This window comes from Mixta gaviniae, assembly GCF_002953195.1.
Taxonomy (GTDB): Bacteria; Pseudomonadota; Gammaproteobacteria; order Enterobacterales; family Enterobacteriaceae; genus Mixta; species Mixta gaviniae.
In genome coordinates, this window is sequence record NZ_CP026377.1 from 4,486,560 (window position 1) to 4,506,808 (window position 20,249).

Sequence of the window (20,249 nt, forward strand, 5' to 3'; positions counted from 1 at the left end):
AAATGCACCTGATTGACCAGCTGCACCATATTGGTGCCCAAAATTAACTCAAATGCACTATAATGGTGCGCGATATCCATCATGGTGCATCCCTCGTTTGTCGAGAGCGCGCATAATAGCGCTTTTTGGCCAGAATAAAAAAGTTGGCACAGAATTCGCTTTATTTTATTCAAGCCAAAACGACAGTTTCCACAACGGTTGATAGCTTGTCCGAGTACTTTGTTGCCGGCTGTACGCCCGACTTTACGCGCCTGGCAAGATGAAGTTCTCTTACCTCGACGACAATGAAAATTACCAGGAGAGTTGAGTATGTCCGCTGAACACGTTCTTTCTATGATGAATGAACACGAAGTTAAGTTTGTTGACCTGCGCTTTACCGATACCAAAGGCAAAGAGCAGCACGTGACCATCCCTGCACATCAGGTCAACGCGGACTTCTTCGAAGAAGGCAAAATGTTTGACGGCTCCTCTATCGGCGGCTGGAAAGGCATTAACGAATCTGACATGGTGCTGATGCCGGACGCGACTACCGCCGTGCTGGATCCGTTCTTTGAAGATTCCACCCTGATCATCCGTTGTGACATCCTTGAGCCGGGCACCATGCAGGGCTACGACCGCGACCCGCGCTCTATCGCCAAACGCGCTGAAGACTTCCTGCGTTCATCGGGCATCGCCGACACCGTGCTGTTCGGGCCTGAGCCGGAATTCTTCCTGTTTGACGACATTCGTTTCGGCAGCAGCACCTCCGGTTCACACGTGGCTATCGACGATATCGAAGCGGCGTGGAACACCGGCAAAGCCTACGAAGGCGGCAACAAAGGCCACCGTCCGGGCCTGAAAGGCGGCTACTTCCCGGTGCCGCCGGTCGACTCCTCTCAGGATATCCGCTCCGCCATGTGTCTGACCATGGAGCAGATGGGCCTGGTGGTTGAAGCGCATCACCACGAAGTGGCCACCGCTGGTCAGAACGAAGTGGCGACCCGTTTCAACACCATGGTGAAGAAAGCGGACGAAATTCAGATCTACAAATATGTGGTGCATAACGTTGCGCACGCCTACGGCAAAACCGCGACCTTTATGCCGAAACCGATGTTCGGCGATAACGGCTCCGGCATGCACTGCCATATGTCCCTGTCGAAAGGCGGCACCAACCTGTTCGCCGGCGACAAATACGGCGGCCTGTCTGAAATGGCGCTGTTCTACATCGGCGGCGTGATCAAACATGCGAAAGCGATCAACGCCCTGGCGAACCCGACCACGAACTCCTACAAACGTCTGGTGCCGGGCTACGAAGCGCCGGTAATGCTGGCCTACTCCGCGCGTAACCGTTCTGCCTCTATCCGTATCCCGGTGGTTGCCAGCCCGAAAGCGCGTCGTATCGAAGCGCGTTTCCCGGATCCGGCCGCTAACCCATACCTGGCTTTCGCTGCGCTGCTGATGGCGGGTCTGGACGGCATCATCAACAAGATCCACCCTGGCGATGCGATGGACAAGAACCTGTATGACCTGCCGCCGGAAGAAGAAGCTGAGATCCCAAAAGTGGCAGGCTCGCTGGAAGAGGCGCTGAACGCGCTGAACGAAGACCGCGAGTTCCTGACCCGTGGCGGCGTCTTCACCGACGACGCTATCGAAGCCTACATCGACCTGCGTAAAGCTGAAATGGATCGCGTGCGCATGACGCCGCACCCGGTTGAGTTCGAGCTTTACTACAGCGTTTAATTGGTTTGAGTTTTTTGTTGCCGTGGAAACTTTCAGCCCATCTTCGGATGGGCTTTTTTCTCCGCGTCTCCAACGGCCGGAATATCGCGTTATCAAACCTGAACCTATAATGCACTGAAACAGTGCAGGAGAACGCTGTATGGCAACTGGCCCCTTGCCCGATGCTGGGCAGATTCTCAACTCCCTGATTAACAGTATTCTGCTGGTTGATAACGAGCTGGTGATCCATTACGCCAATCCCGCTGCTCAGCAGCTGTTAGCGCAAAGCTCCCGTAAGCTGTTCGGCACCCCGCTGCCGGAGCTGATGGGCTATTTCTCTCTGAATATCGCCGTGATGCAGGAAAGCCTGGCCGCGGGCCAGGGGTTTACCGACAGTGAAGTGACGCTGGTGGTGGATGGCCGCGCCCATATCATGTCGCTGACGGCGCAGCGCCTGCCTGACGGCCTGATCCTGTTGGAAATGGCGCCGATGGATAACCAACGCCGCCTCAGCCAGGAGCAGATTCAGCATGCGCAGCAGGTGGCGGCGCGCGATCTGGTACGCGGACTGGCGCATGAGATTAAAAACCCGCTCGGCGGCCTGCGCGGCGCGGCGCAGCTGCTGGCCAAGGCGCTGCCCGATCCGTCGCTGACGGAATACACCAAAGTGATTATTGAGCAGGCCGATCGCCTGCGGAATCTGGTCGACAGGCTGTTAGGGCCGCAGCAGCCGGGCATGCACGTGACGCAAAGCATCCATCAGGTGGCGGAGCGCGTGGTGAACCTGGTCAAGATGGAGCTGCCGGAGAACGTCACGCTGGTGCGCGATTATGATCCCAGCCTGCCGGAGCTGCCGCACGATCCCGACCAGATAGAACAGGTGCTGCTCAACGTCGTGCGCAATGCGCTGCAGGCGCTGGGCGACGCGGGCGGCACCATCACGCTGCGTACCCGCACCGCGTTTCAGCTGACGCTGCACGGCGCGCGTTACCGACTGGTGGCGCGCATCGATGTAGAGGATGACGGCCCGGGCATTCCGACGCAGCTGCAGGATACGCTGTTTTACCCGATGGTCAGCGGCCGGGAGGGCGGAACCGGGCTGGGCCTCTCCATCGCCCGCAGCCTGATCGATCAGCATTCCGGGAAAATAGATTTTAGCAGTTGGCCTGGCCATACCGAATTTTCGATTTACCTGCCTATTCGCCAGTGAGGTTTCTATGCAACGAGGGATAGTTTGGATCGTCGATGACGATAGCTCCATCCGCTGGGTGCTTGAACGCGCACTGACCGGAGCCGGTTTAAGCTGCGCCACGTTCGAAAGTGGCAGCGAGGTGCTGGATGCGCTCGCCAGCAAAACCCCAGACGTTTTACTGTCAGATATTCGTATGCCCGGAATGGATGGCCTGGCGTTACTGAAACAGATTAAGCAGCGTCATCCGATGCTGCCGGTGATTATCATGACGGCGCACTCCGATCTGGATGCGGCGGTCAGCGCCTATCAACAGGGCGCGTTTGATTACCTGCCCAAGCCGTTTGATATCGACGAGGCCGTCGCGCTGGTGGAACGCGCGATCAGTCATTATCAGGAACAGCAGCAGCCGCGCGACAGGCCGGTAAGCGGGCCGACCACCGATATCATCGGCGAAGCGCCGGCGATGCAGGATGTGTTCCGCATTATTGGTCGTCTGTCGCGCTCTTCGATTAGCGTGCTGATTAACGGCGAATCGGGCACCGGCAAAGAGCTGGTGGCGCATGCGCTGCATCGCCACAGCCCGCGCGCCAAGGCGCCCTTTATCGCGCTGAATATGGCGGCGATCCCGAAAGACCTGATTGAGTCGGAGCTGTTCGGCCATGAGAAAGGCGCGTTTACCGGCGCCAATCAAATTCGTCAGGGCCGTTTTGAGCAGGCGGACGGCGGCACGCTGTTCCTTGATGAAATTGGTGATATGCCGCTGGACGTGCAGACACGCCTGCTACGCGTGCTGGCCGATGGCCAATTCTACCGCGTCGGCGGCTATGCGCCGGTTAAGGTGGACGTGCGAATTATCGCGGCAACCCACCAGAACCTTGAGCTGCGCGTGCAGGAGGGCAAGTTCAGGGAAGATCTGTTTCATCGCCTGAACGTGATCCGTGTGCATCTGCCACCGCTGCGCGAGCGCCGGGAGGATATTCCGCGTCTGGCGCGCTACTTCTTGCAGGTCGCCGCGCGCGAGCTGGGCGTCGAGGCGAAAATCCTGCACCCTGAGACCGAAGCGGCGCTAACGCGGCTGCACTGGTCGGGCAACGTGCGCCAGCTGGAAAACACCTGCCGCTGGCTGACGGTAATGGCCGCCGGGCAGGAAGTGCTGATCCAGGATCTGCCGCCGGAACTGTTTGAAAGCAGCAGCAGCGATCCTGCCGTGCAGTCGCTGCCCGACAGCTGGGCCACGCTGCTGGCGCAGTGGGCCGATCGGGCGCTGCGATCCGGTCATCAAAACCTGCTGTCGGAAGCGCAGCCGGAGATGGAACGCACCCTGTTAACCACCGCGCTGCGCCATACGCAGGGCCATAAACAGGAAGCGGCGCGGCTGCTGGGCTGGGGACGCAATACGCTGACGCGCAAGCTTAAAGAGCTGGGCATGGAGTAGAGAAAAAAGTGTAAAAAAGGTTATTTATTGCACAATTTTTCGCAGGCACGCTCTTTACACGCCGGTGCCGTTCAGTATCATTTTGAGCGGTTGCCGGGAGGTTTATCATGTTCGAATCACTGATGCATTGGGTCTCGCAGAGCGCTGAAACCGGCGCGGCTATCGGCCATTCGCCACAGACCGCGCTGGCGGCTGTACTGTGCGCTGTGATGATCAATCTGTTTAATTAGCCACAAGGCCGGGATAACCGGCCTTTTTGTTTTCACAGGCTAGATGACGCGCGAGAACTGCTGCTGGCGCGCCTTTTGTCGCATATAGACGTCAAAGCACATACAGATGTTGCGGATCAGCAGCCGGCCTTTTGGCGTCACCGTTAGGCCCTGCGCAGAAACCTCCACCAGCCCATCCGCCGCCAGTGGCGCCAGCAAAGCCAGATCCTCGGCGAAGTAGTCGGTAAATGCGATCCCGCTTTGCGCCTCAATCCCGGCGTAGGAGAGCGCGAAGTTGCAGATCAGCGCCTTAATCACATCACGCCGCAGGCAGTCGTCGGCGCTCAGCGTTAAACCGCGCCACAGGGCGTTGCCCTGCTGTTCCACGCTGGCGTAGTAGGCCTTCAGCTCTTTCTGGTTCTGCGCGTAGCAGTCACCCAGCATACTGATGGCCGATACGCCCATGCCCAACAGATCGGTATCGCCGTGGGTGGTGTAGCCCTGAAAGTTGCGATGCAGCTTGCCGGCGCGCTGCGCCACGGCCAGTTCGTCATCCGGGCGGGCGAAATGATCCATGCCGATATAGTGATAGCCCTGCGCGGTCAGCGTAGCGATAGTTTGCTGCAGGATCACCAGCTTCTGCGCCGGGCCCGGCAGTTCGTCGTCTTTGATTTTACGCTGCGCAGCGAACAGGCTTGGCAGATGCGCATAATTGAAGACGCTTAAGCGGTCGGGCCGCAGAGCGGCCACTTTTTGCAGCGTATAATCGAAGCTTTCCGGCGTTTGCATCGGCAGGCCGTAGATCAGGTCGATATTGCTGGAGGTAAAGCCCAGCTCGCGCGCCCGCGCGATCAGCGCGAAAATAAAGGCTTCATCCTGCACGCGGTTGACCCGCTCCTGCACCACCTTATTAAAATCCTGCACGCCCATGCTGAGGCGGGTAAAGCCCAGCGCGCGCAGGTGATCGAGAATATCCAGCTCGATTTCGCGCGGATCGACTTCAATGGAGATTTCGGCGGCATCGCTGAAAGCGAAGCACTCCCGCAGCACCGTCATTAAACGGCTGATCTGCGCCTTGCTGAGCCAGGTCGGCGTACCGCCACCCCAGTGCATTTGCGTGACGCAGCGCCCACGAAACAGTGCCGCCCGCTGACGGATCTCCTGCTCCAGCACGTCCAGATAGCGATCGCCTTTATGCATCTGGCGCGTGACCTGTTTGTTGCAGCCGCAGAAGTAGCAAAGACGATGGCAGAAGGGAATATGGATGTAGAGAGAAAGTGGCCTCTCGGGATAGCGTTGAGCGGCCTGCTGAAAAGCGGCCTCGCTCCAGCCTTCGGTAAACTCCAGCGCGGTGGGATAGGAGGTATAGCGCGGCCCGGCATAGTTATACTTTTCGATCAGGGCCTGATCCCACTCGGTTAACGGCTTTGACATGTTCACTCCTTCCATTTACGACGCCTTACGGGCCGCGTCAATGGCAGGGAGGCCTGGCGCTGCCGGTTAGCGGTAGCACGGCGCAGCCGCGATTTCAGCTGCGTCAGGCGGCGTAGTTTAACAAACAGCCAAAACAGATAACACGCCAACAGCAAGGCGATAATTGATCCAGGCCAAAACATGATGCGATACCTGAATGACAGGGCGGGGGCGTTTGCCCGCGCCCGTCAAATTATGCGGCCAGCTTAGCGCTCGCCTTTCAGCAGACGGTACATATCTTCATCCGCTTCTTCATCGGCATCATCGTCATCCATGCCAATGCCCAGCTGCTCCATCAGTACATCGATACGGTCGAGGGTTTGGTCCAGCCAGGCCTGCTCTTCCGCTGACAGGACTTCGCCATTTTCCAGACGGTCCAGCAATGCATCGAGACGCTCATCGTTTTCCAGCATCGCCAGCTCGTCTTCCGGGCTCATCAGCGGCTTCTGCTCAACGGGGGCTTTTTTAACCGGCTTAGCCACCGTGACGCCCTCTTTTACCAGCGGCACCGGCTTTTTACTGCCGATGCGCGGATCTTTTTCCTTCGCGCCACTGTTTTTGCCGTTTTGCTGGGCGAGCGGGTTTGCGCGGCTGCCGGCCGCATGTCCACGACGCTTTTTGTCGCGTTTGCGATCGCGCGCATCCTGATTTTGGTCTTCGCGCGATTGACGTTTTGCTTTTGGCGCCGCGCTGGTTTGTGGCTTACGTGCAGGTTTCATGATCTTTTATCCGGGGGGTTTTCTTTAGTATAGAATTGCGGCGGAATCTAGCAGAAAGCGCACAAAGAAAAAAGGCGGCAGGTCACCCTGTCGCCTTTTTTCGTACCTTCCAGAGAAGGATAATCGTCCTTTAAATCCGTTTTGCAGCCAACGTCCCGGTTTTTCCCTTTGCTGGTCGCTCTCATCCTGAGCGTTTCCCTTTCCCTGACGGCACGTTCCTTAGCGCCCTTTCCGTTTCCCTGCTCTCTGCGTTCCCCGCGTCCCTGAGCGCTTCATCCTGAAGTGAGCCATCCAAACTCTGTGAATTACTTTAGACGAATCAGACAAAGTGGCAAGGCAGGTAAGACATTTATTCTTTAATATTTGGCGCTTGAAAAATTAATTGATTGAAAATAAAAGGAATTTATAAAAATCCTTTTCTAACAAACGTCAATAACTGGCAATAACTATGGCTAATATCTTACAAATTTTTTCATAAAGCCGGTCAGGCAGCGCTTTGCCTGCTTTAAGGGTATAATCACGCCATTCAACACACCGAACTCTCCAGGAGTCTCTATTTTGTCTGGCTGGAATTATCACGTCACACACTTCGTTACCAGCGCACCCGATATTCGTCACCTTCCGGCTGATGAAGGTATCGAAGTGGCATTTGCAGGCCGTTCCAATGCGGGTAAATCCAGCGCGCTTAACACGCTGACCAATCAGAAAAGCCTGGCCCGTACCAGTAAGACGCCCGGCCGCACCCAGCTGATCAACCTGTTCCAGGTGGCGGAAGGCGCGCGTCTGGTCGACCTGCCAGGTTATGGTTACGCTGAAGTGCCTGAAGAGATGAAACGCAAATGGCAGCGGGCATTGGGCGAATATCTGCAGAAGCGGGAATGCCTGAAAGGGCTGGTTGTCCTGATGGACGTACGTCATCCGATGAAAGATCTCGATCAGCAGATGATTGAATGGGCGGTGCAGAGCAAAATCCCGGTGCTGGTGCTGCTGACCAAGGCGGATAAGCTCGCTTCCGGCGCGCGTAAAAGCCAGCTTAATCTGGTGCGCGAAGCGTCGATGGCGTTTATGGGCGACGTGCAGGTCGAACTCTTCTCTTCGCTGAAGAAGATGGGCGTCGATAAGCTGCGCGATAAGCTGGACAGCTGGTTTAGCCCGCTGAAAGAGGAACCGGCGGAATAAAGAAACGGGGGTGCGGCGCATCCCTTTCTGAATGTCGCCCAATAAAAAACGCCCCAGTCACAGAATGACTGGGGCGGCTAATATTCAGCCAAATCCGATTACGTGAAGTAAAAGGTCTGAAAGATAGAACATCTTACCTCTGTACCCTACGCCGTAAACTTTACCTGATTTTTTCTGACCGACAAAGAATTTTTTGTAGTTAATTTTCATAAAACCGCTGTTTTTTCTTAACAGCCGTCACATAAACAGCGCATGGCTGTAGCTTAATTACCAAAAAAATGTTTAAGCGTTACACCTCAGCGCGCGCCTGTTTCGTCAGAAAAATCAGAGGTTCCCGACCGCAGACACCGAAACGCTCCGTAGTCGGGTTCACCGTTGTAGTATCAGTGCGCCTGATCCCAGTTGTCGCCAACGCCAACATCCACCCGCAGCGGCACATCCAGCTTCACGCTATTTTCCATCAGCTGACGGATTTTAGCGCTGGCAGATTCAATCTCCTCTTCGCGCACCTCAAACACCAGTTCATCGTGAACCTGCATGATCATAGTGACCTGCGGCGCGTCCGGCTGACGCAGCCAGGCGTCAACGTCGATCATTGCCCGCTTGATAATATCCGCCGCGGTGCCCTGCATCGGCGCATTGATGGCCGCGCGCTCCGCCGCCTTACGGCGAATGGCGTTGGCGGATTTGATATCCGGCAGCCACAGGCGACGTCCGTCCAGCGTAGAGACGTAACCCTGTTCAGACGCTTTCTGGCGCGTGGTTTCCATATAGGTCAAGACGCCCGGATAACGTTCGAAATAGCGATCCATATAGAGTTTCGCTTCACCTGCGTTAATGTTCAGCTGACGCGACAGGCCAAACGCGCTCATACCGTAAATCAGACCGAAGTTGATCGCTTTCGCGCTGCGGCGCTGCTCGCTGGTGACCTTATCCACGCTGACGCCGAATACCTCCGCCGCCGTGGCGCGGTGGATATCCTGCCCTTCGGCAAAGGCAGCCAGCAAGCCTTTATCCTGTGACAGGTGCGCCATAATACGCAGCTCAATCTGCGAGTAGTCCGCCGCGACGATGCGGCAGCCCTGCGGCGCGATAAACGCCTGACGAATACGGCGACCTTCCTCGTTACGCACCGGGATGTTCTGTAGGTTAGGATCGGTCGACGAGAGGCGCCCGGTGGCGGTGACTGCCTGCTGATAAGAGGTATGCACCCGGCCAGTACGCGGATTGATCATCTGTGGCAGCTTATCGGTGTAGGTCGATTTCAGCTTCGATAAGCCACGATGCTCCAGAATCACCTTTGGCAGCGGATAGTCGAGCGCCAGCTCGGCCAGCACCTCTTCACTGGTGGAGGGCGCGCCGCCCGGCGTTTTTTTCGTGGGCTTGATCCCCTGTTTCTCAAACAGAATGGTTTGCAGCTGTTTCGTTGAGGAGAGGTTAAACGGCTCGCCGGCCAGCTCGTGCGCCTTCTCTTCCAGCTCTTTCAGGCGAATAGTCAGCTCCTGAGAATGTTTCGCCAGGATATTCTGATCGATCAACACGCCGTTGCGCTCGATACGTGAAATCACCGTCAGCAACGGCATTTCAATCTCTTCAAACACCGTTTTCGGCCCGGCCTCTTTCTCCAGCTCCGGCCACATTTTCAGATGCAGCTGCAGAGTGACATCGGCATCTTCCGCGGCATAGTGCGCCGCCTGCTCCAGCGCGATCTGGTTAAAGGTCAGCTGGTTTTTGCCTTTGCCGGCGATCTCGGTGAAGGTCACCGTTTTATGGTTCAGCCAACGCGACGCCAGGCTGTCCATATCATGCTTGCCCACCACGCTGTTCAGCATATAGGACTCCAGCATGGTGTCGAACTTGATGCCGCCCAGCTCGATATCGTAATTTTTCAGTACGCTGCGGTCGAACTTAAGGTTCTGCCCCACCTTCAGCCGCTGTTCATCCTCCAGCAGCGGCTTGAGCCGCGCCAGCACCGTGTTGCGATCCAGCTGATCCGGGGCATCCAGATAGTCATGCGCGACCGGCAAATAGGCCGCCTCGCCAGGCGCGATGGCAAATGACAGGCCGATAATGTTTGCGGTAAGGGTATCCAGCGAATCGGTTTCCAGATCGAAAGCGAACAGCGCGCTCTGTTGCAGTTTTGTCAGCCAGCTGTCGAAGGTCTCTTCATCAAGGATGGTGACGTAGCCGTCGGAAGAGAGGACGCTGACGCTTTCCGGCTGCGGCGCAGGCTCTTCTTCCGCCAGCTTTTTCTGCGCACCGGCGTTATTCTTGCGCCCCTGCAGCCATTTACCCTCTTCTAGATCGGTCAGCCAGCGACGGAACTCATAATGACGGAACAGGCCGAGCAGCGTCTCAACATCCGGCTCGTTGACCGTCAGCTGCTCGCAGCCCACTTCCAGCTCTACATCGGTTTTGATCGTGGCCAACTGATAAGAGAGCAGCGCCACCTCTTTATTCTGCTCCAGCTTCGCCGCCATGGTTTTTGCGCCGCGGAAGCTGAGATCGGCGATCTTATCCAGATTGTCGTAGAGGGTGGTGATGCCGCCCAGCCCCTGCAGCAGCGCCTGCGCGGTTTTCTCGCCCACACCCGGCACGCCGGGGATGTTATCGGAGGCGTCGCCCATCAACGCGAGGAAATCGATAATCAGCTCAGGCGGGATGCCATATTTTTCCTTCACCTCATCCGGGCCAAGGATGGCGTTGTTCATGGTGTTGATCAGCGTGATATTGGGCGTGACCAGCTGGGCCATATCTTTGTCGCCGGTGCTGATCAGCACTGAACGCCCCTGTTGTTCCGCCTGCAGCGCCAGCGTGCCGATGACGTCGTCCGCTTCAACGCCGGAGACCGCCAGCAATGGCAGACCCATGGCGCGCACCATATTGTGCAACGGCTCAATCTGCGCCCGCAGGTCATCCGGCATCGGCGGACGGTGCGATTTGTAATGCTCAAACAGTTCGTCACGGAACGTTTTGCCCTTTGCATCAAACACTACGGCGACATGGCTGGGCTTGTACTGCAGCAGCAGGCTGCGCAGCATATTAAGGACGCCGTACATCGCGCCGGTCGGCTCGCCGACGCTGTTGGTCAGCGGCGGAAAAGCGTGATAGGCGCGATACAGGTAGGAAGATCCATCTACCAGAATCAAAGGGTTCTCTGCGATTTGGGCCATAGTTTTCACGTTCCAGGATGATCGTTGGTATGGGCATAAGGATGCCACATCACACGGACAAAAATGAAATAACCTGGACGGAAGTTTAGCGACAGCGTGAAGAAATTGCGCAGGGCCAGTCCATATCTCCTGTGGATAACTTTGTGCGCAAAAATACTAACGTATTGTTATTTACGTAAATATACAAAGCAAAGCGGAAATAAAGTTTATAAAATCAAAAGGTTGGATCCAGAAAAAGATCCATATAGGGAAAATAGCGGAACAGATCAAATGTGGATATAAATATGGACGATCCTTTTTCCCGGCGATCCCTTAGCGGAAAGCCTTAAGCGATCGCCTGGCTGGTGATGCTTTTTTCAACAAAGCTGCGGGAAAGTATACTGCAGGAATAAAAAAACGCCGGGGTCGCCGGCGTCTTTTTTAGACCGTTTTTACTTTTTGTCGACGAGGAATTTGACCACGTTGGCATATTGCTGAACGAAATTATCCATAGAGCTGGTATCAAGACCGCCGTTATTCACCATATATTTACCGTTGATAAACATGGCCGGCACGCCGCGCAGATCGACATCCGCCGCCGCTTTTTGCTGCTGGGCGACCAGCGCTTTAACAGCGAAGCTGTTCCATGCAGCATCATAATCTTCAGGCTTAATGTTCGCCGCTTTAACAAAGGCGTCTTTCAGGCTGGCCGGATCGTTGATGGTCTGGGTTTTCTGGATCCCGTCAAAAATCGGACCCGTCACCTGATCTTCCACGCCCAGCGCCAGGGCAACCGCCCAGGCATGCGTGACGATCGGACCCAAATCGCCGCCAAGGAAATCAACGTGATATTTCGTCACTTTCACCCCTTCCGGGAGCGTTTTCTTTACTGCGTCGCCAACGTGATATACCCGCTCAAACTGGTAGCAGTGCGGGCAGAAAAAGGAGAAGAACTCCATTACCTGCGGCTCGCCCGCGACCGGCTTATCCAGCGTGACATACTGCTGACCATCGGTAAACTGCGCCGCTGAGGCGCTAAACGCCAGCACAAGGCCAACCAGCGCAAGCCATAATTTTTTCATTTAAGACTTTCTCCTTAATCAAACATCAGTATTCAGGCATTAACCGCAACGGCGGCTGCTGTAATACGCTATTTTGCTCTTTGAAAGAGGCAATTTGTCTGCGCCAGAAATCCTCTTCCGTCATCCACGGAAAGCTACGCGGAAACGCAGGATCTTGCCAGCGGCGAACAATCCACGCCAGATAATAAACCATGCGCATAGCGCGTAAAGGTTCAATCAGTGACAATTCATGAATATCAAAGTCCCTGAATTCGCTGTACGCCTCTAGCAGAATATCCCACTGGATACGCTGCTGCTGACGGTCGCCATTCACCAGCATCCAGAGATCCTGAACCGCCGGCCCGGTGCGCGCGTCGTCAAGATCGACAAACAGCGGGCCATCGCGCCACAGTATATTGCCCGGATGACAGTCGCCGTGCAGACGTAACGGCGTCCAGCGAGTATGCCAGCAATCTTGTAAAGTTGTGCTTAGCTGAGCGATAGCGTCGTTTAACGGCGCTTTTAATGATGACGGCACCAGGCTGCACTGGCGCAACACCTGCGCAGGCTCATCAATATACTCTTCCAGGCCGATAACAGGGCGAGTGGCAAAAGGCTGCCGTTCGCCGCACTGGTGGATGCGGGCGATGAAACGTCCCACCCCTTCCAGCTGATCTTCGTTATCGGTTTCATACTGGCGGCCGCCAAGGCTGGGAAATATCGCAAACCAAAAACCATCATGCTGATGCAGTGTTTTGCCGTTCAGCCGCAGCGGCGGCGCCAGTGGCACCTCATCCTGCTGCAGCTCCAGCGCAAACTGATGTTCTTCTTCGATCTGTTCCCGGCTCCAGCGCTGGGGACGATAGAATTTCACCACGTAGCGACGCCTTTCCTCATCCGAGAACTGGTAGACGCGATTTTCGTAACTGTTGAGCGCGGTCAGGCCGGAATCGACGCGCAGGCCGGTATCCCAGAGCGCATCAATGATGGTGTCGGGGTTAAGGGTTTGAAAATGAAAGGCGGTGTTTTCCATCGTGCATCTCTGCTCAGTGTCAGAAGCGGGTAAGAATAACACCGATCGGTCAGCACGACAGAAGGCTGGCGTGATTAATCTTTAATTATGCCGCGTGCGCGTAGCAGCGCAGTTTTAAAATCATCCTCATAATCTTTTTTAAGGCCGGGGATAGCGTCCGTTTTATCGGCGCCGCGCATTTTCAGGTGATAGATCAGGATATCGTCGGTTAAGGTGTGCAGCGGGCCGTCAAAACCTGACTCTTCCGCCAGTTTTTGCAAGAATTGCAGCAGGTTGAGATCCGGCTCGGTTTGCCAGGCGGGCTGCAGCAGCTCCAGCAGTTCATTCAGTCGATGGTATTTCATAATGTTGTCCGCGATGATTGACTGAATGCTACGTTAGCAGGGTTATTCCCACATGAAAAGAGAGGTCTTAAAGGTGAACGATCGGCGGGAAAAGATATCCGGCGTGATTCTGGCCGGCGGGCGCAGTAGCCGTATGGGCGGAGAGGATAAGGCGCAGTTGATGCTGCACGGTCAGCCGCTGTGGCAGCATGTCTGGCAGCGGCTGGCGCCGCAGGTGGATGATGTCAGCATTAGCGCGAACCGCCATCTGGATCGTTATCAGCAGGCGCAGCTGCGCGTGATTACCGATACCCTGCCCGATTTCCCCGGCCCGCTGGCTGGCATGCTCAGCGCCCTGCAGCAGATTGAAAGCCCCTGGATCGCCTTCTCCGCCTGCGATACGCCTTTTATTCCCGCCGACTATGTTTCACGTCTCTGGCAGAACAAAAAGCAGGCACCGGCCGTATGGGTACGTTCCTGCCAACGCGATCATCCCGCGCTGGCGCTGGTTAGCCGCAGTATTTTGCCCGCGCTCGTCCGCTACCTGGAGAGCGGCGAACGCAGAGTGATGCATTTCCTGCAAAGCGCCGGTGGAGAGGCGGTAGCGTTTAACGATGACGAGCGCGCCTTCGTGAATATCAACACACCTGATGAGCTACGGCATTATGAGGAGAAGCGTTGATGTTGCCGATACTGGGAATTGCCGCCTGGAGCGGAACCGGCAAAACTACGCTGCTTAAGCAGCTTATCCCGCTGTTGAAACAGCGAGGGATCCGCCCCGGCCTGATAAAGCATACGCACCACAATATGGATATTGATAAGCCAGGCAAGGATAGCTATGAGCTGCGTAAAGCAGGAGCCAATCAGGTGCTGGTCGCCAGCCAGCAGCGCTGGGCGCTGATGACGGAAACACCTGACAACGATAGGACAGATTTCGCCTTTCTCGTCAGCCGGATGGATGCCAGTACGCTGGATATGATTCTTGTGGAGGGTTTTAAGGATGAACCGATACCGCGCATTGTGTTATGGCGCGATCGGGATGATGCCGAATGGGAGACGCTCATGGATGAGAGAGTGATCGCAATCGCCAGCGATCGTGCGCTTAAGGCCCCGTTCCGCTGCTGGATCTGAATGATGCGCCGCAAATTGCCGCTTTTATTCAGGCGTGGCTGAGATCTGCGACGATCTAGTCCACTCGCCAGAACCAATAGAACAGGGTTAATGCGGTGAAATGGTGTGAAAAGTGCCGCTCCTGGGTGGTTTTCACACCAGTCAGGCGGACTGTTGGTCAGGCGGTTTCCGGCAAAGGGGTTTTTCTCAACATGCAGATACGAAAAAGCCTCAGCTTTCGCTGAGGCTCCGTCGTTGATTTGATGCCTGGCAGTTCCCTACTCTCGCATGGGGAGGCCCCACACTACCATCGGCGCTGCGGCGTTTCACTTCTGAGTTCGGCATGGGGTCAGGTGGGACCACCGCGCTCTCGCCGCCAGGCAAATTCTGTTTCGCATGCCGCCCCGGGGGCCACACGCGCTAATCCGGTGAACAAGGCTGAAAATCGCGTCTCTCTTTTTCCTAAAACGCCTGTGGCGTTGTAAGGTTAAGCCTCACGGGTCATTAGTACCGGTTAGCTCAACGCATCGCTGCGCTTACACACCCGGCCTATCAACGTCGTCGTCTTCAACGTCCCTTCAGGGGGCTCAGGGCCCCAGGGAAGACTCATCTCGAGGCAAGTTTCGTGCTTAGATGCTTTCAGCACTTATCTCTTCCGCACTTAGCTACCGGGCAGTGCCATTGGCATGACAACCCGAACACCAGCGGTGCGTTCACTCCGGTCCTCTCGTACTAGGAGCAACCCCTCTCAGTCTTCCAGCGCCCACGGCAGATAGGGACCGAACTGTCTCACGACGTTCTAAACCCAGCTCGCGTACCACTTTAAATGGCGAACAGCCATACCCTTGGGACCTACTTCAGCCCCAGGATGTGATGAGCCGACATCGAGGTGCCAAACACCGCCGTCGATATGAACTCTTGGGCGGTATCAGCCTGTTATCCCCGGAGTACCTTTTATCCGTTGAGCGATGGCCCTTCCATTCAGAACCACCGGATCACTATGACCTGCTTTCGCACCTGCTCGAACCGTCACTCTCGCAGTCAAGCCAGCTTATGCCATTGCACTAACCTCACGATGTCCGACCGTGATTAGCTGACCTTCGTACTCCTCCGTTACACTTTGGGAGGAGACCGCCCCAGTCAAACTACCCACCAGACACTGTCCCCACGCCGGATCACGGCGCCAGGTTAGAACATCAAACATTAAAGGGTGGTATTTCAAGGATGGCTCCACGCAGACTGGCGTCCACGCTTCAAAGCCTCCCACCTATCCTGCACATCAAGGCTCAATGTTCAGTGTCAAGCTGTAGTAAAGGTTCACGGGGTCTTTCCGTCTTGCCGCGGGTACACTGCATCTTCACAGCGAGTTCAATTTCACTGAGTCTCGGGTGGAGACAGCCTGGCCATCATTACGCCATTCGTGCAGGTCGGAACTTACCCGACAAGGAATTTCGCTACCTTAGGACCGTTATAGTTACGGCCGCCGTTTACCGGGGCTTCGATCAAGAGCTTCTCCTTACGGATAACCCCATCAATTAACCTTCCGGCACCGGGCAGGCGTCACACCGTATACGTCCACTTTCGTGTTTGCACAGTGCTGTGTTTTTAATAAACAGTTGCAGCCAGCTGGTATCTTCGACTGGCTTCGGCTCGGGGAGCAAGTCCCTCCACCTACGTGCCAGCGTGCCTTCTCCCGAAGTTACGGCACCATTTTGCCTAGTTCCTTCACCCGAGTTCTCTCAAGCGCCTTGGTATTCTCTACCTGACCACCTGTGTCGGTTTGGGGTACGATTCGTTGTTACCTGATGCTTAGAGGCTTTTCCTGGAAGCAGGGCATTTGTTGCTTCAGCACCGTAGTGCCTCGTCGTCACGCCTCAGCCTTAACTTTCCGGATTTGCCTGGAAAGTCAGCCTACACGCTTAAACCGGGACAACCGTCGCCCGGCCAACATAGCCTTCTCCGTCCCCCCTTCGCAGTAACACCGAGTACGGGAATATTAACCCGTTTCCCATCGACTACGCCTTTCGGCCTCGCCTTAGGGGTCGACTCACCCTGCCCCGATTAACGTTGGACAGGAACCCTTGGTCTTCCGGCGAGCGGGCTTTTCACCCGCTTTATCGTTACTTATGTCAGCATTCGCACTTCTGATACCTCCAGCATGCCTCACAGCACACCTTCGCAGGCTTACAGAACGCTCCCCTACCCAACAACACATAGTGTCGCTGCCGCAGCTTCGGTGCATGGTTTAGCCCCGTTACATCTTCCGCGCAGGCCGACTCGACCAGTGAGCTATTACGCTTTCTTTAAATGATGGCTGCTTCTAAGCCAACATCCTGGCTGTCTGGGCCTTCCCACATCGTTTCCCACTTAACCATGACTTTGGGACCTTAGCTGGCGGTCTGGGTTGTTTCCCTCTTCACGACGGACGTTAGCACCCGCCGTGTGTCTCCCGTGATAACATTCTCCGGTATTCGCAGTTTGCATCGGGTTGGTAAGCCGGGATGGCCCCCTAGCCGAAACAGTGCTCTACCCCCGGAGATGAATTCACGAGGCGCTACCTAAATAGCTTTCGGGGAGAACCAGCTATCTCCCGGTTTGATTGGCCTTTCACCCCCAGCCACAGGTCATCCGCTAATTTTTCAACATTAGTCGGTTCGGTCCTCCAGTTAGTGTTACCCAACCTTCAACCTGCCCATGGCTAGATCACCGGGTTTCGGGTCTATACCCTGCAACTTAGCGCCCGGTTAAGACTCGGTTTCCCTACGGCTCCCCTATACGGTTAACCTTGCTACAGAATATAAGTCGCTGACCCATTATACAAAAGGTACGCAGTCACCCCCATAAAGAAGGCTCCCACTGCTTGTACGTACACGGTTTCAGGTTCTGTTTCACTCCCCTCGCCGGGGTTCTTTTCGCCTTTCCCTCACGGTACTGGTTCACTATCGGTCAGTCAGGAGTATTTAGCCTTGGAGGATGGTCCCCCCATATTCAGACAGGATACCACGTGTCCCGCCCTACTCATCGAGCTCACAACACATGCATCTTCGTGTACGGGACTGTCACCCTGTACCGTGCGCCATTCCAGACGCTTCCACTGACACACATGCTGATTCAGGCTCTGGGCTGTTCCCCGTTCGCTCGCCGCTACTCAGGGAATCTCGGTTGATTTCTTTTCCTCGGGGTACTTAGATGTTTCAGTTCCCCGGTTCGCTTCGTTAAGCTATGTATTCACTTAACGATAGTGTGACGAGTCACACTGGGTTTCCCCATTCGGACATCGCCGGCTGATAGCGGTTCATATCACCTCACCGGCGCTTTTCGCAGATTAGCACGTCCTTCATCGCCTCTGACTGCCAGGGCATCCACCGTGTACGCTTGGTCGCTTAACCTCACAACCCACAGGCGTCTTGCGACACCGTGTCGGTGTGAAAAATTGAGAGACTCTGAACAGTTCTTTATGCAAAGAAGCTGCTCTTTCAAATTTTCAGCTTGTTCCGGATTGTTAAAGAGCAATATCGTAAAGCTGACTCGTGAGTCAGTTTTAGGATATGTTGGGTACGCGACTTTCACTCACACTACCAGCAAGTGGCGTCCCCTAGGGGATTCGAACCCCTGTTACCGCCGTGAAAGGGCGGTGTCCTGGGCCTCTAGACGAAGGGGACACTGAAGTCTGCTTCGCAAGACGCCTTGCTCATACTTTCTATCAGACAATCTGTGTGGACACTACACGGGAAGGTATCAGCATGGTAAGGAGGTGATCCAACCGCAGGTTCCCCTACGGTTACCTTGTTACGACTTCACCCCAGTCATGAATCACAAAGTGGTAAGCGCCCTCCCGAAGGTTAAGCTACCTACTTCTTTTGCAACCCACTCCCATGGTGTGACGGGCGGTGTGTACAAGGCCCGGGAACGTATTCACCGTGGCATTCTGATCCACGATTACTAGCGATTCCGACTTCATGGAGTCGAGTTGCAGACTCCAATCCGGACTACGACGCACTTTATGAGGTCCGCTTGCTCTCGCGAGGTCGCTTCTCTTTGTATGCGCCATTGTAGCACGTGTGTAGCCCTGGTCGTAAGGGCCATGATGACTTGACGTCATCCCCACCTTCCTCCGGTTTATCACCGGCAGTCTCCTTTGAGTTCCCGGCCGAGCCGCTGGCAACAAAGGATAAGGGTTGCGCTCGTTGCGGGACTTAACCCAACATTTCACAACACGAGCTGACGACAGCCATGCAGCACCTGTCTCACGGTTCCCGAAGGCACTAAGGCATCTCTGCCGAATTCCGTGGATGTCAAGACCAGGTAAGGTTCTTCGCGTTGCATCGAATTAAACCACATGCTCCACCGCTTGTGCGGGCCCCCGTCAATTCATTTGAGTTTTAACCTTGCGGCCGTACTCCCCAGGCGGTCGACTTAACGCGTTAGCTCCGGAAGCCACTCCTCAAGGGAACAGCCTCCAAGTCGACATCGTTTACGGCGTGGACTACCAGGGTATCTAATCCTGTTTGCTCCCCACGCTTTCGCACCTGAGCGTCAGTCTTCGTCCAGGGGGCCGCCTTCGCCACCGGTATTCCTCCAGATCTCTACGCATTTCACCGCTACACCTGGAATTCTACCCCCCTCTACGAGACTCAAGCCTGCCAGTTTCAAATGCAGTTCCCAGGTTAAGCCCGGGGATTTCACATCTGACTTAACAGACCGCCTGCGTGCGCTTTACGCCCAGTAATTCCGATTAACGCTTGCACCCTCCGTATTACCGCGGCTGCTGGCACGGAGTTAGCCGGTGCTTCTTCTGCGGGTAACGTCAATGACGACGCGTATTAAGCGTCATCCCTTCCTCCCCGCTGAAAGTACTTTACAACCCGAAGGCCTTCTTCATACACGCGGCATGGCTGCATCAGGCTTGCGCCCATTGTGCAATATTCCCCACTGCTGCCTCCCGTAGGAGTCTGGACCGTGTCTCAGTTCCAGTGTGGCTGGTCATCCTCTCAGACCAGCTAGGGATCGTCGCCTAGGTGAGCCGTTACCCCACCTACTAGCTAATCCCATCTGGGTTCATCCGATGGTGTGAGGCCCGAAGGTCCCCCACTTTGGTCTTGCGACGTTATGCGGTATTAGCCACCGTTTCCAGTGGTTATCCCCCTCCATCGGGCAGATCCCCAGACATTACTCACCCGTCCGCCACTCGTCAGCAAAGCAGCAAGCTGCTTCCTGTTACCGTTCGACTTGCATGTGTTAGGCCTGCCGCCAGCGTTCAATCTGAGCCATGATCAAACTCTTCAATTTAAAAGTCTGATGCTCAAAGAAAAACGTCGTAATGAATTACGTGTTCACTCTTGAGACTTGATACTGCAATTATTTTTGCGATATCCGTCCTGTGAGTGCCCACACAGATTGTCTGATAAATTGTTAAAGAGCGGTGCGACCGGCGCTTCGTGCCGTTGTCGCGAGGTGGCGTATATTACGCTTTCCTCTTTCAGAGTCAACCCCTTTTTCAGAAGTTTTTCTCCGGCGATTCAGAACTGCTGAACCGCCTGACCAGGCCGACTAAGAAGTCGTTGTTCCGTGTCAGTGGAGGCGCATTATAGGGAGTTCTTGCGGGCTGACAAGTGCTAATTGCAAAAAAATGTCTGAGCGTTTCTTTTTTAGTCAACACCCTCTG

General features: G+C 55.4%; 13 protein-coding genes, 1 tRNA gene, 3 rRNA genes and 1 pseudogene. 7 read left to right on the plus strand and 11 right to left on the minus strand.

Annotated elements, in window-relative coordinates:
• The first annotated feature begins 309 nt into the window (after window positions 1-309).
• The 4 genes from glnA (at window position 310) to C2E15_RS21540 (ending at window position 4,555) form a co-directional block, all read left to right on the plus strand.
• Window positions 310-1,719: a glutamate--ammonia ligase gene (gene glnA, locus C2E15_RS21010; protein ID WP_104958998.1), complete on the plus strand. Its 1,410-nt coding sequence runs from the start codon at window positions 310-312 to the stop codon at window positions 1,717-1,719.
• A 139-nt stretch (window positions 1,720-1,858) separates the two neighbouring features.
• Entirely contained in the window at window positions 1,859-2,908 is a 1,050-nt protein-coding gene (glnL, locus tag C2E15_RS21015) for a nitrogen regulation protein NR(II) (RefSeq protein WP_104958999.1), read from the plus strand.
• A 7-nt stretch (window positions 2,909-2,915) separates the two neighbouring features.
• On the plus strand, window positions 2,916-4,325 hold the full coding sequence (glnG, locus tag C2E15_RS21020) for a nitrogen regulation protein NR(I) (protein WP_104959000.1): 1,410 nt from the start codon (window positions 2,916-2,918) through the stop codon (window positions 4,323-4,325).
• Window positions 4,326-4,432: 107 nt separating this feature from the next.
• A complete protein-coding gene (locus C2E15_RS21540; protein WP_146108571.1) occupies window positions 4,433-4,555 on the plus strand; it encodes a YshB family small membrane protein in 123 nt (40 codons plus the stop codon).
• 39 nt (window positions 4,556-4,594) lie between these two features.
• Here the strand turns inward: C2E15_RS21540 and hemN are convergent, their stop codons facing one another.
• Window positions 4,595-5,968 carry an oxygen-independent coproporphyrinogen III oxidase gene (hemN, locus tag C2E15_RS21025; protein WP_104959001.1) on the minus strand — a complete coding sequence of 458 codons (1,374 nt, stop codon included), beginning with the start codon at window positions 5,966-5,968 and terminating at the stop codon, window positions 4,595-4,597.
• A 245-nt stretch (window positions 5,969-6,213) separates the two neighbouring features.
• The gene (gene yihI, locus C2E15_RS21035) at window positions 6,214-6,729 is read right to left on the minus strand and encodes a Der GTPase-activating protein YihI (RefSeq protein ID WP_425438046.1); all 516 of its coding nucleotides are present in this window, start codon (window positions 6,727-6,729) and stop codon (window positions 6,214-6,216) included.
• A gap of 555 nt (window positions 6,730-7,284) precedes the next feature.
• On the opposite strand from yihI, the gene yihA reads away from it, so the two are divergent.
• Window positions 7,285-7,905 (plus strand): ribosome biogenesis GTP-binding protein YihA/YsxC, encoded by a 621-nt coding sequence (gene yihA / locus C2E15_RS21040; protein ID WP_104959003.1) that lies wholly within the window; start codon window positions 7,285-7,287, stop codon window positions 7,903-7,905.
• 84 nt (window positions 7,906-7,989) lie between these two features.
• On the opposite strand, the gene spfP is transcribed toward yihA, so the two are convergent.
• The 5 genes from spfP to C2E15_RS21060 form a co-directional block, all read right to left on the minus strand.
• Window positions 7,990-8,037: a small protein SpfP gene (gene spfP, locus C2E15_RS22415; protein ID WP_071892919.1), complete on the minus strand. Its 48-nt coding sequence runs from the start codon at window positions 8,035-8,037 to the stop codon at window positions 7,990-7,992.
• A gap of 251 nt (window positions 8,038-8,288) precedes the next feature.
• Window positions 8,289-11,078, minus strand: a complete 2,790-nt coding sequence (gene polA, locus C2E15_RS21045; RefSeq protein ID WP_104959004.1) for a DNA polymerase I — start codon at window positions 11,076-11,078, stop codon at window positions 8,289-8,291.
• 431 nt (window positions 11,079-11,509) lie between these two features.
• Window positions 11,510-12,139: a thiol:disulfide interchange protein DsbA gene (dsbA, locus tag C2E15_RS21050; RefSeq protein WP_104959005.1), complete on the minus strand. Its 630-nt coding sequence runs from the start codon at window positions 12,137-12,139 to the stop codon at window positions 11,510-11,512.
• A 25-nt stretch (window positions 12,140-12,164) separates the two neighbouring features.
• Window positions 12,165-13,151 carry a serine/threonine protein kinase gene (locus C2E15_RS21055; protein ID WP_104959006.1) on the minus strand — a complete coding sequence of 329 codons (987 nt, stop codon included), beginning with the start codon at window positions 13,149-13,151 and terminating at the stop codon, window positions 12,165-12,167.
• A gap of 74 nt (window positions 13,152-13,225) precedes the next feature.
• Window positions 13,226-13,495, minus strand: coding sequence for a YihD family protein (locus C2E15_RS21060; protein WP_104959007.1), 270 nt, complete (start codon window positions 13,493-13,495; stop codon window positions 13,226-13,228).
• Between the two features lie 52 nt (window positions 13,496-13,547).
• Between C2E15_RS21060 and mobA the strand changes: the two genes are divergently transcribed.
• Window positions 13,548-14,156 carry a molybdenum cofactor guanylyltransferase MobA gene (gene mobA, locus C2E15_RS21065; protein WP_104959008.1) on the plus strand — a complete coding sequence of 203 codons (609 nt, stop codon included), beginning with the start codon at window positions 13,548-13,550 and terminating at the stop codon, window positions 14,154-14,156.
• A pseudogene (mobB, locus tag C2E15_RS21070) lies at window positions 14,156-14,664 on the plus strand (molybdopterin-guanine dinucleotide biosynthesis protein MobB). The gene mobA and the pseudogene mobB overlap by 1 nt, the downstream one beginning before the upstream one ends.
• 185 nt (window positions 14,665-14,849) lie before the next feature.
• On the opposite strand, the gene rrf reads toward mobB, so the two are convergent.
• From rrf to C2E15_RS21090, 4 genes are all read right to left on the minus strand, one after another.
• Window positions 14,850-14,965, minus strand: a 5S ribosomal RNA gene (rrf, locus tag C2E15_RS21075).
• Window positions 14,966-15,067: 102 nt separating this feature from the next.
• Window positions 15,068-17,973, minus strand: a 23S ribosomal RNA gene (locus C2E15_RS21080).
• Window positions 17,974-18,170: 197 nt separating this feature from the next.
• A tRNA-Glu gene (locus tag C2E15_RS21085) sits at window positions 18,171-18,246 on the minus strand.
• A gap of 85 nt (window positions 18,247-18,331) precedes the next feature.
• A 16S ribosomal RNA gene (locus C2E15_RS21090) occupies window positions 18,332-19,873 on the minus strand.
• The 16S, 23S and 5S rRNA genes sit together here with 1 tRNA gene alongside, the layout of an rRNA operon.
• Window positions 19,874-20,249: the final 376 nt, after the last annotated feature.

What these genes read in the sequence shown, in the direction of transcription:
- glnA (WP_104958998.1), top strand. Translation starts at nt 310, where the DNA reads ATGTCCGCTGAACACGTTCTTTCTATGATGAATGAACACGAAGTTAAG.
- glnL (WP_104958999.1), top strand. Translation starts at nt 1,859, where the DNA reads ATGGCAACTGGCCCCTTGCCCGATGCTGGGCAGATTCTCAACTCCCTG.
- glnG (WP_104959000.1), top strand. Translation starts at nt 2,916, where the DNA reads ATGCAACGAGGGATAGTTTGGATCGTCGATGACGATAGCTCCATCCGC.
- C2E15_RS21540 (WP_146108571.1), top strand. Translation starts at nt 4,433, where the DNA reads ATGTTCGAATCACTGATGCATTGGGTCTCGCAGAGCGCTGAAACCGGC.
- hemN (WP_104959001.1), bottom strand. Translation starts at nt 5,968, where the DNA reads ATGTCAAAGCCGTTAACCGAGTGGGATCAGGCCCTGATCGAAAAGTAT.
- polA (WP_104959004.1), bottom strand. Translation starts at nt 11,078, where the DNA reads ATGGCCCAAATCGCAGAGAACCCTTTGATTCTGGTAGATGGATCTTCC.
- dsbA (WP_104959005.1), bottom strand. Translation starts at nt 12,139, where the DNA reads ATGAAAAAATTATGGCTTGCGCTGGTTGGCCTTGTGCTGGCGTTTAGC.
- C2E15_RS21055 (WP_104959006.1), bottom strand. Translation starts at nt 13,151, where the DNA reads ATGGAAAACACCGCCTTTCATTTTCAAACCCTTAACCCCGACACCATC.
- C2E15_RS21060 (WP_104959007.1), bottom strand. Translation starts at nt 13,495, where the DNA reads ATGAAATACCATCGACTGAATGAACTGCTGGAGCTGCTGCAGCCCGCC.
- mobA (WP_104959008.1), top strand. Translation starts at nt 13,548, where the DNA reads ATGAAAAGAGAGGTCTTAAAGGTGAACGATCGGCGGGAAAAGATATCC.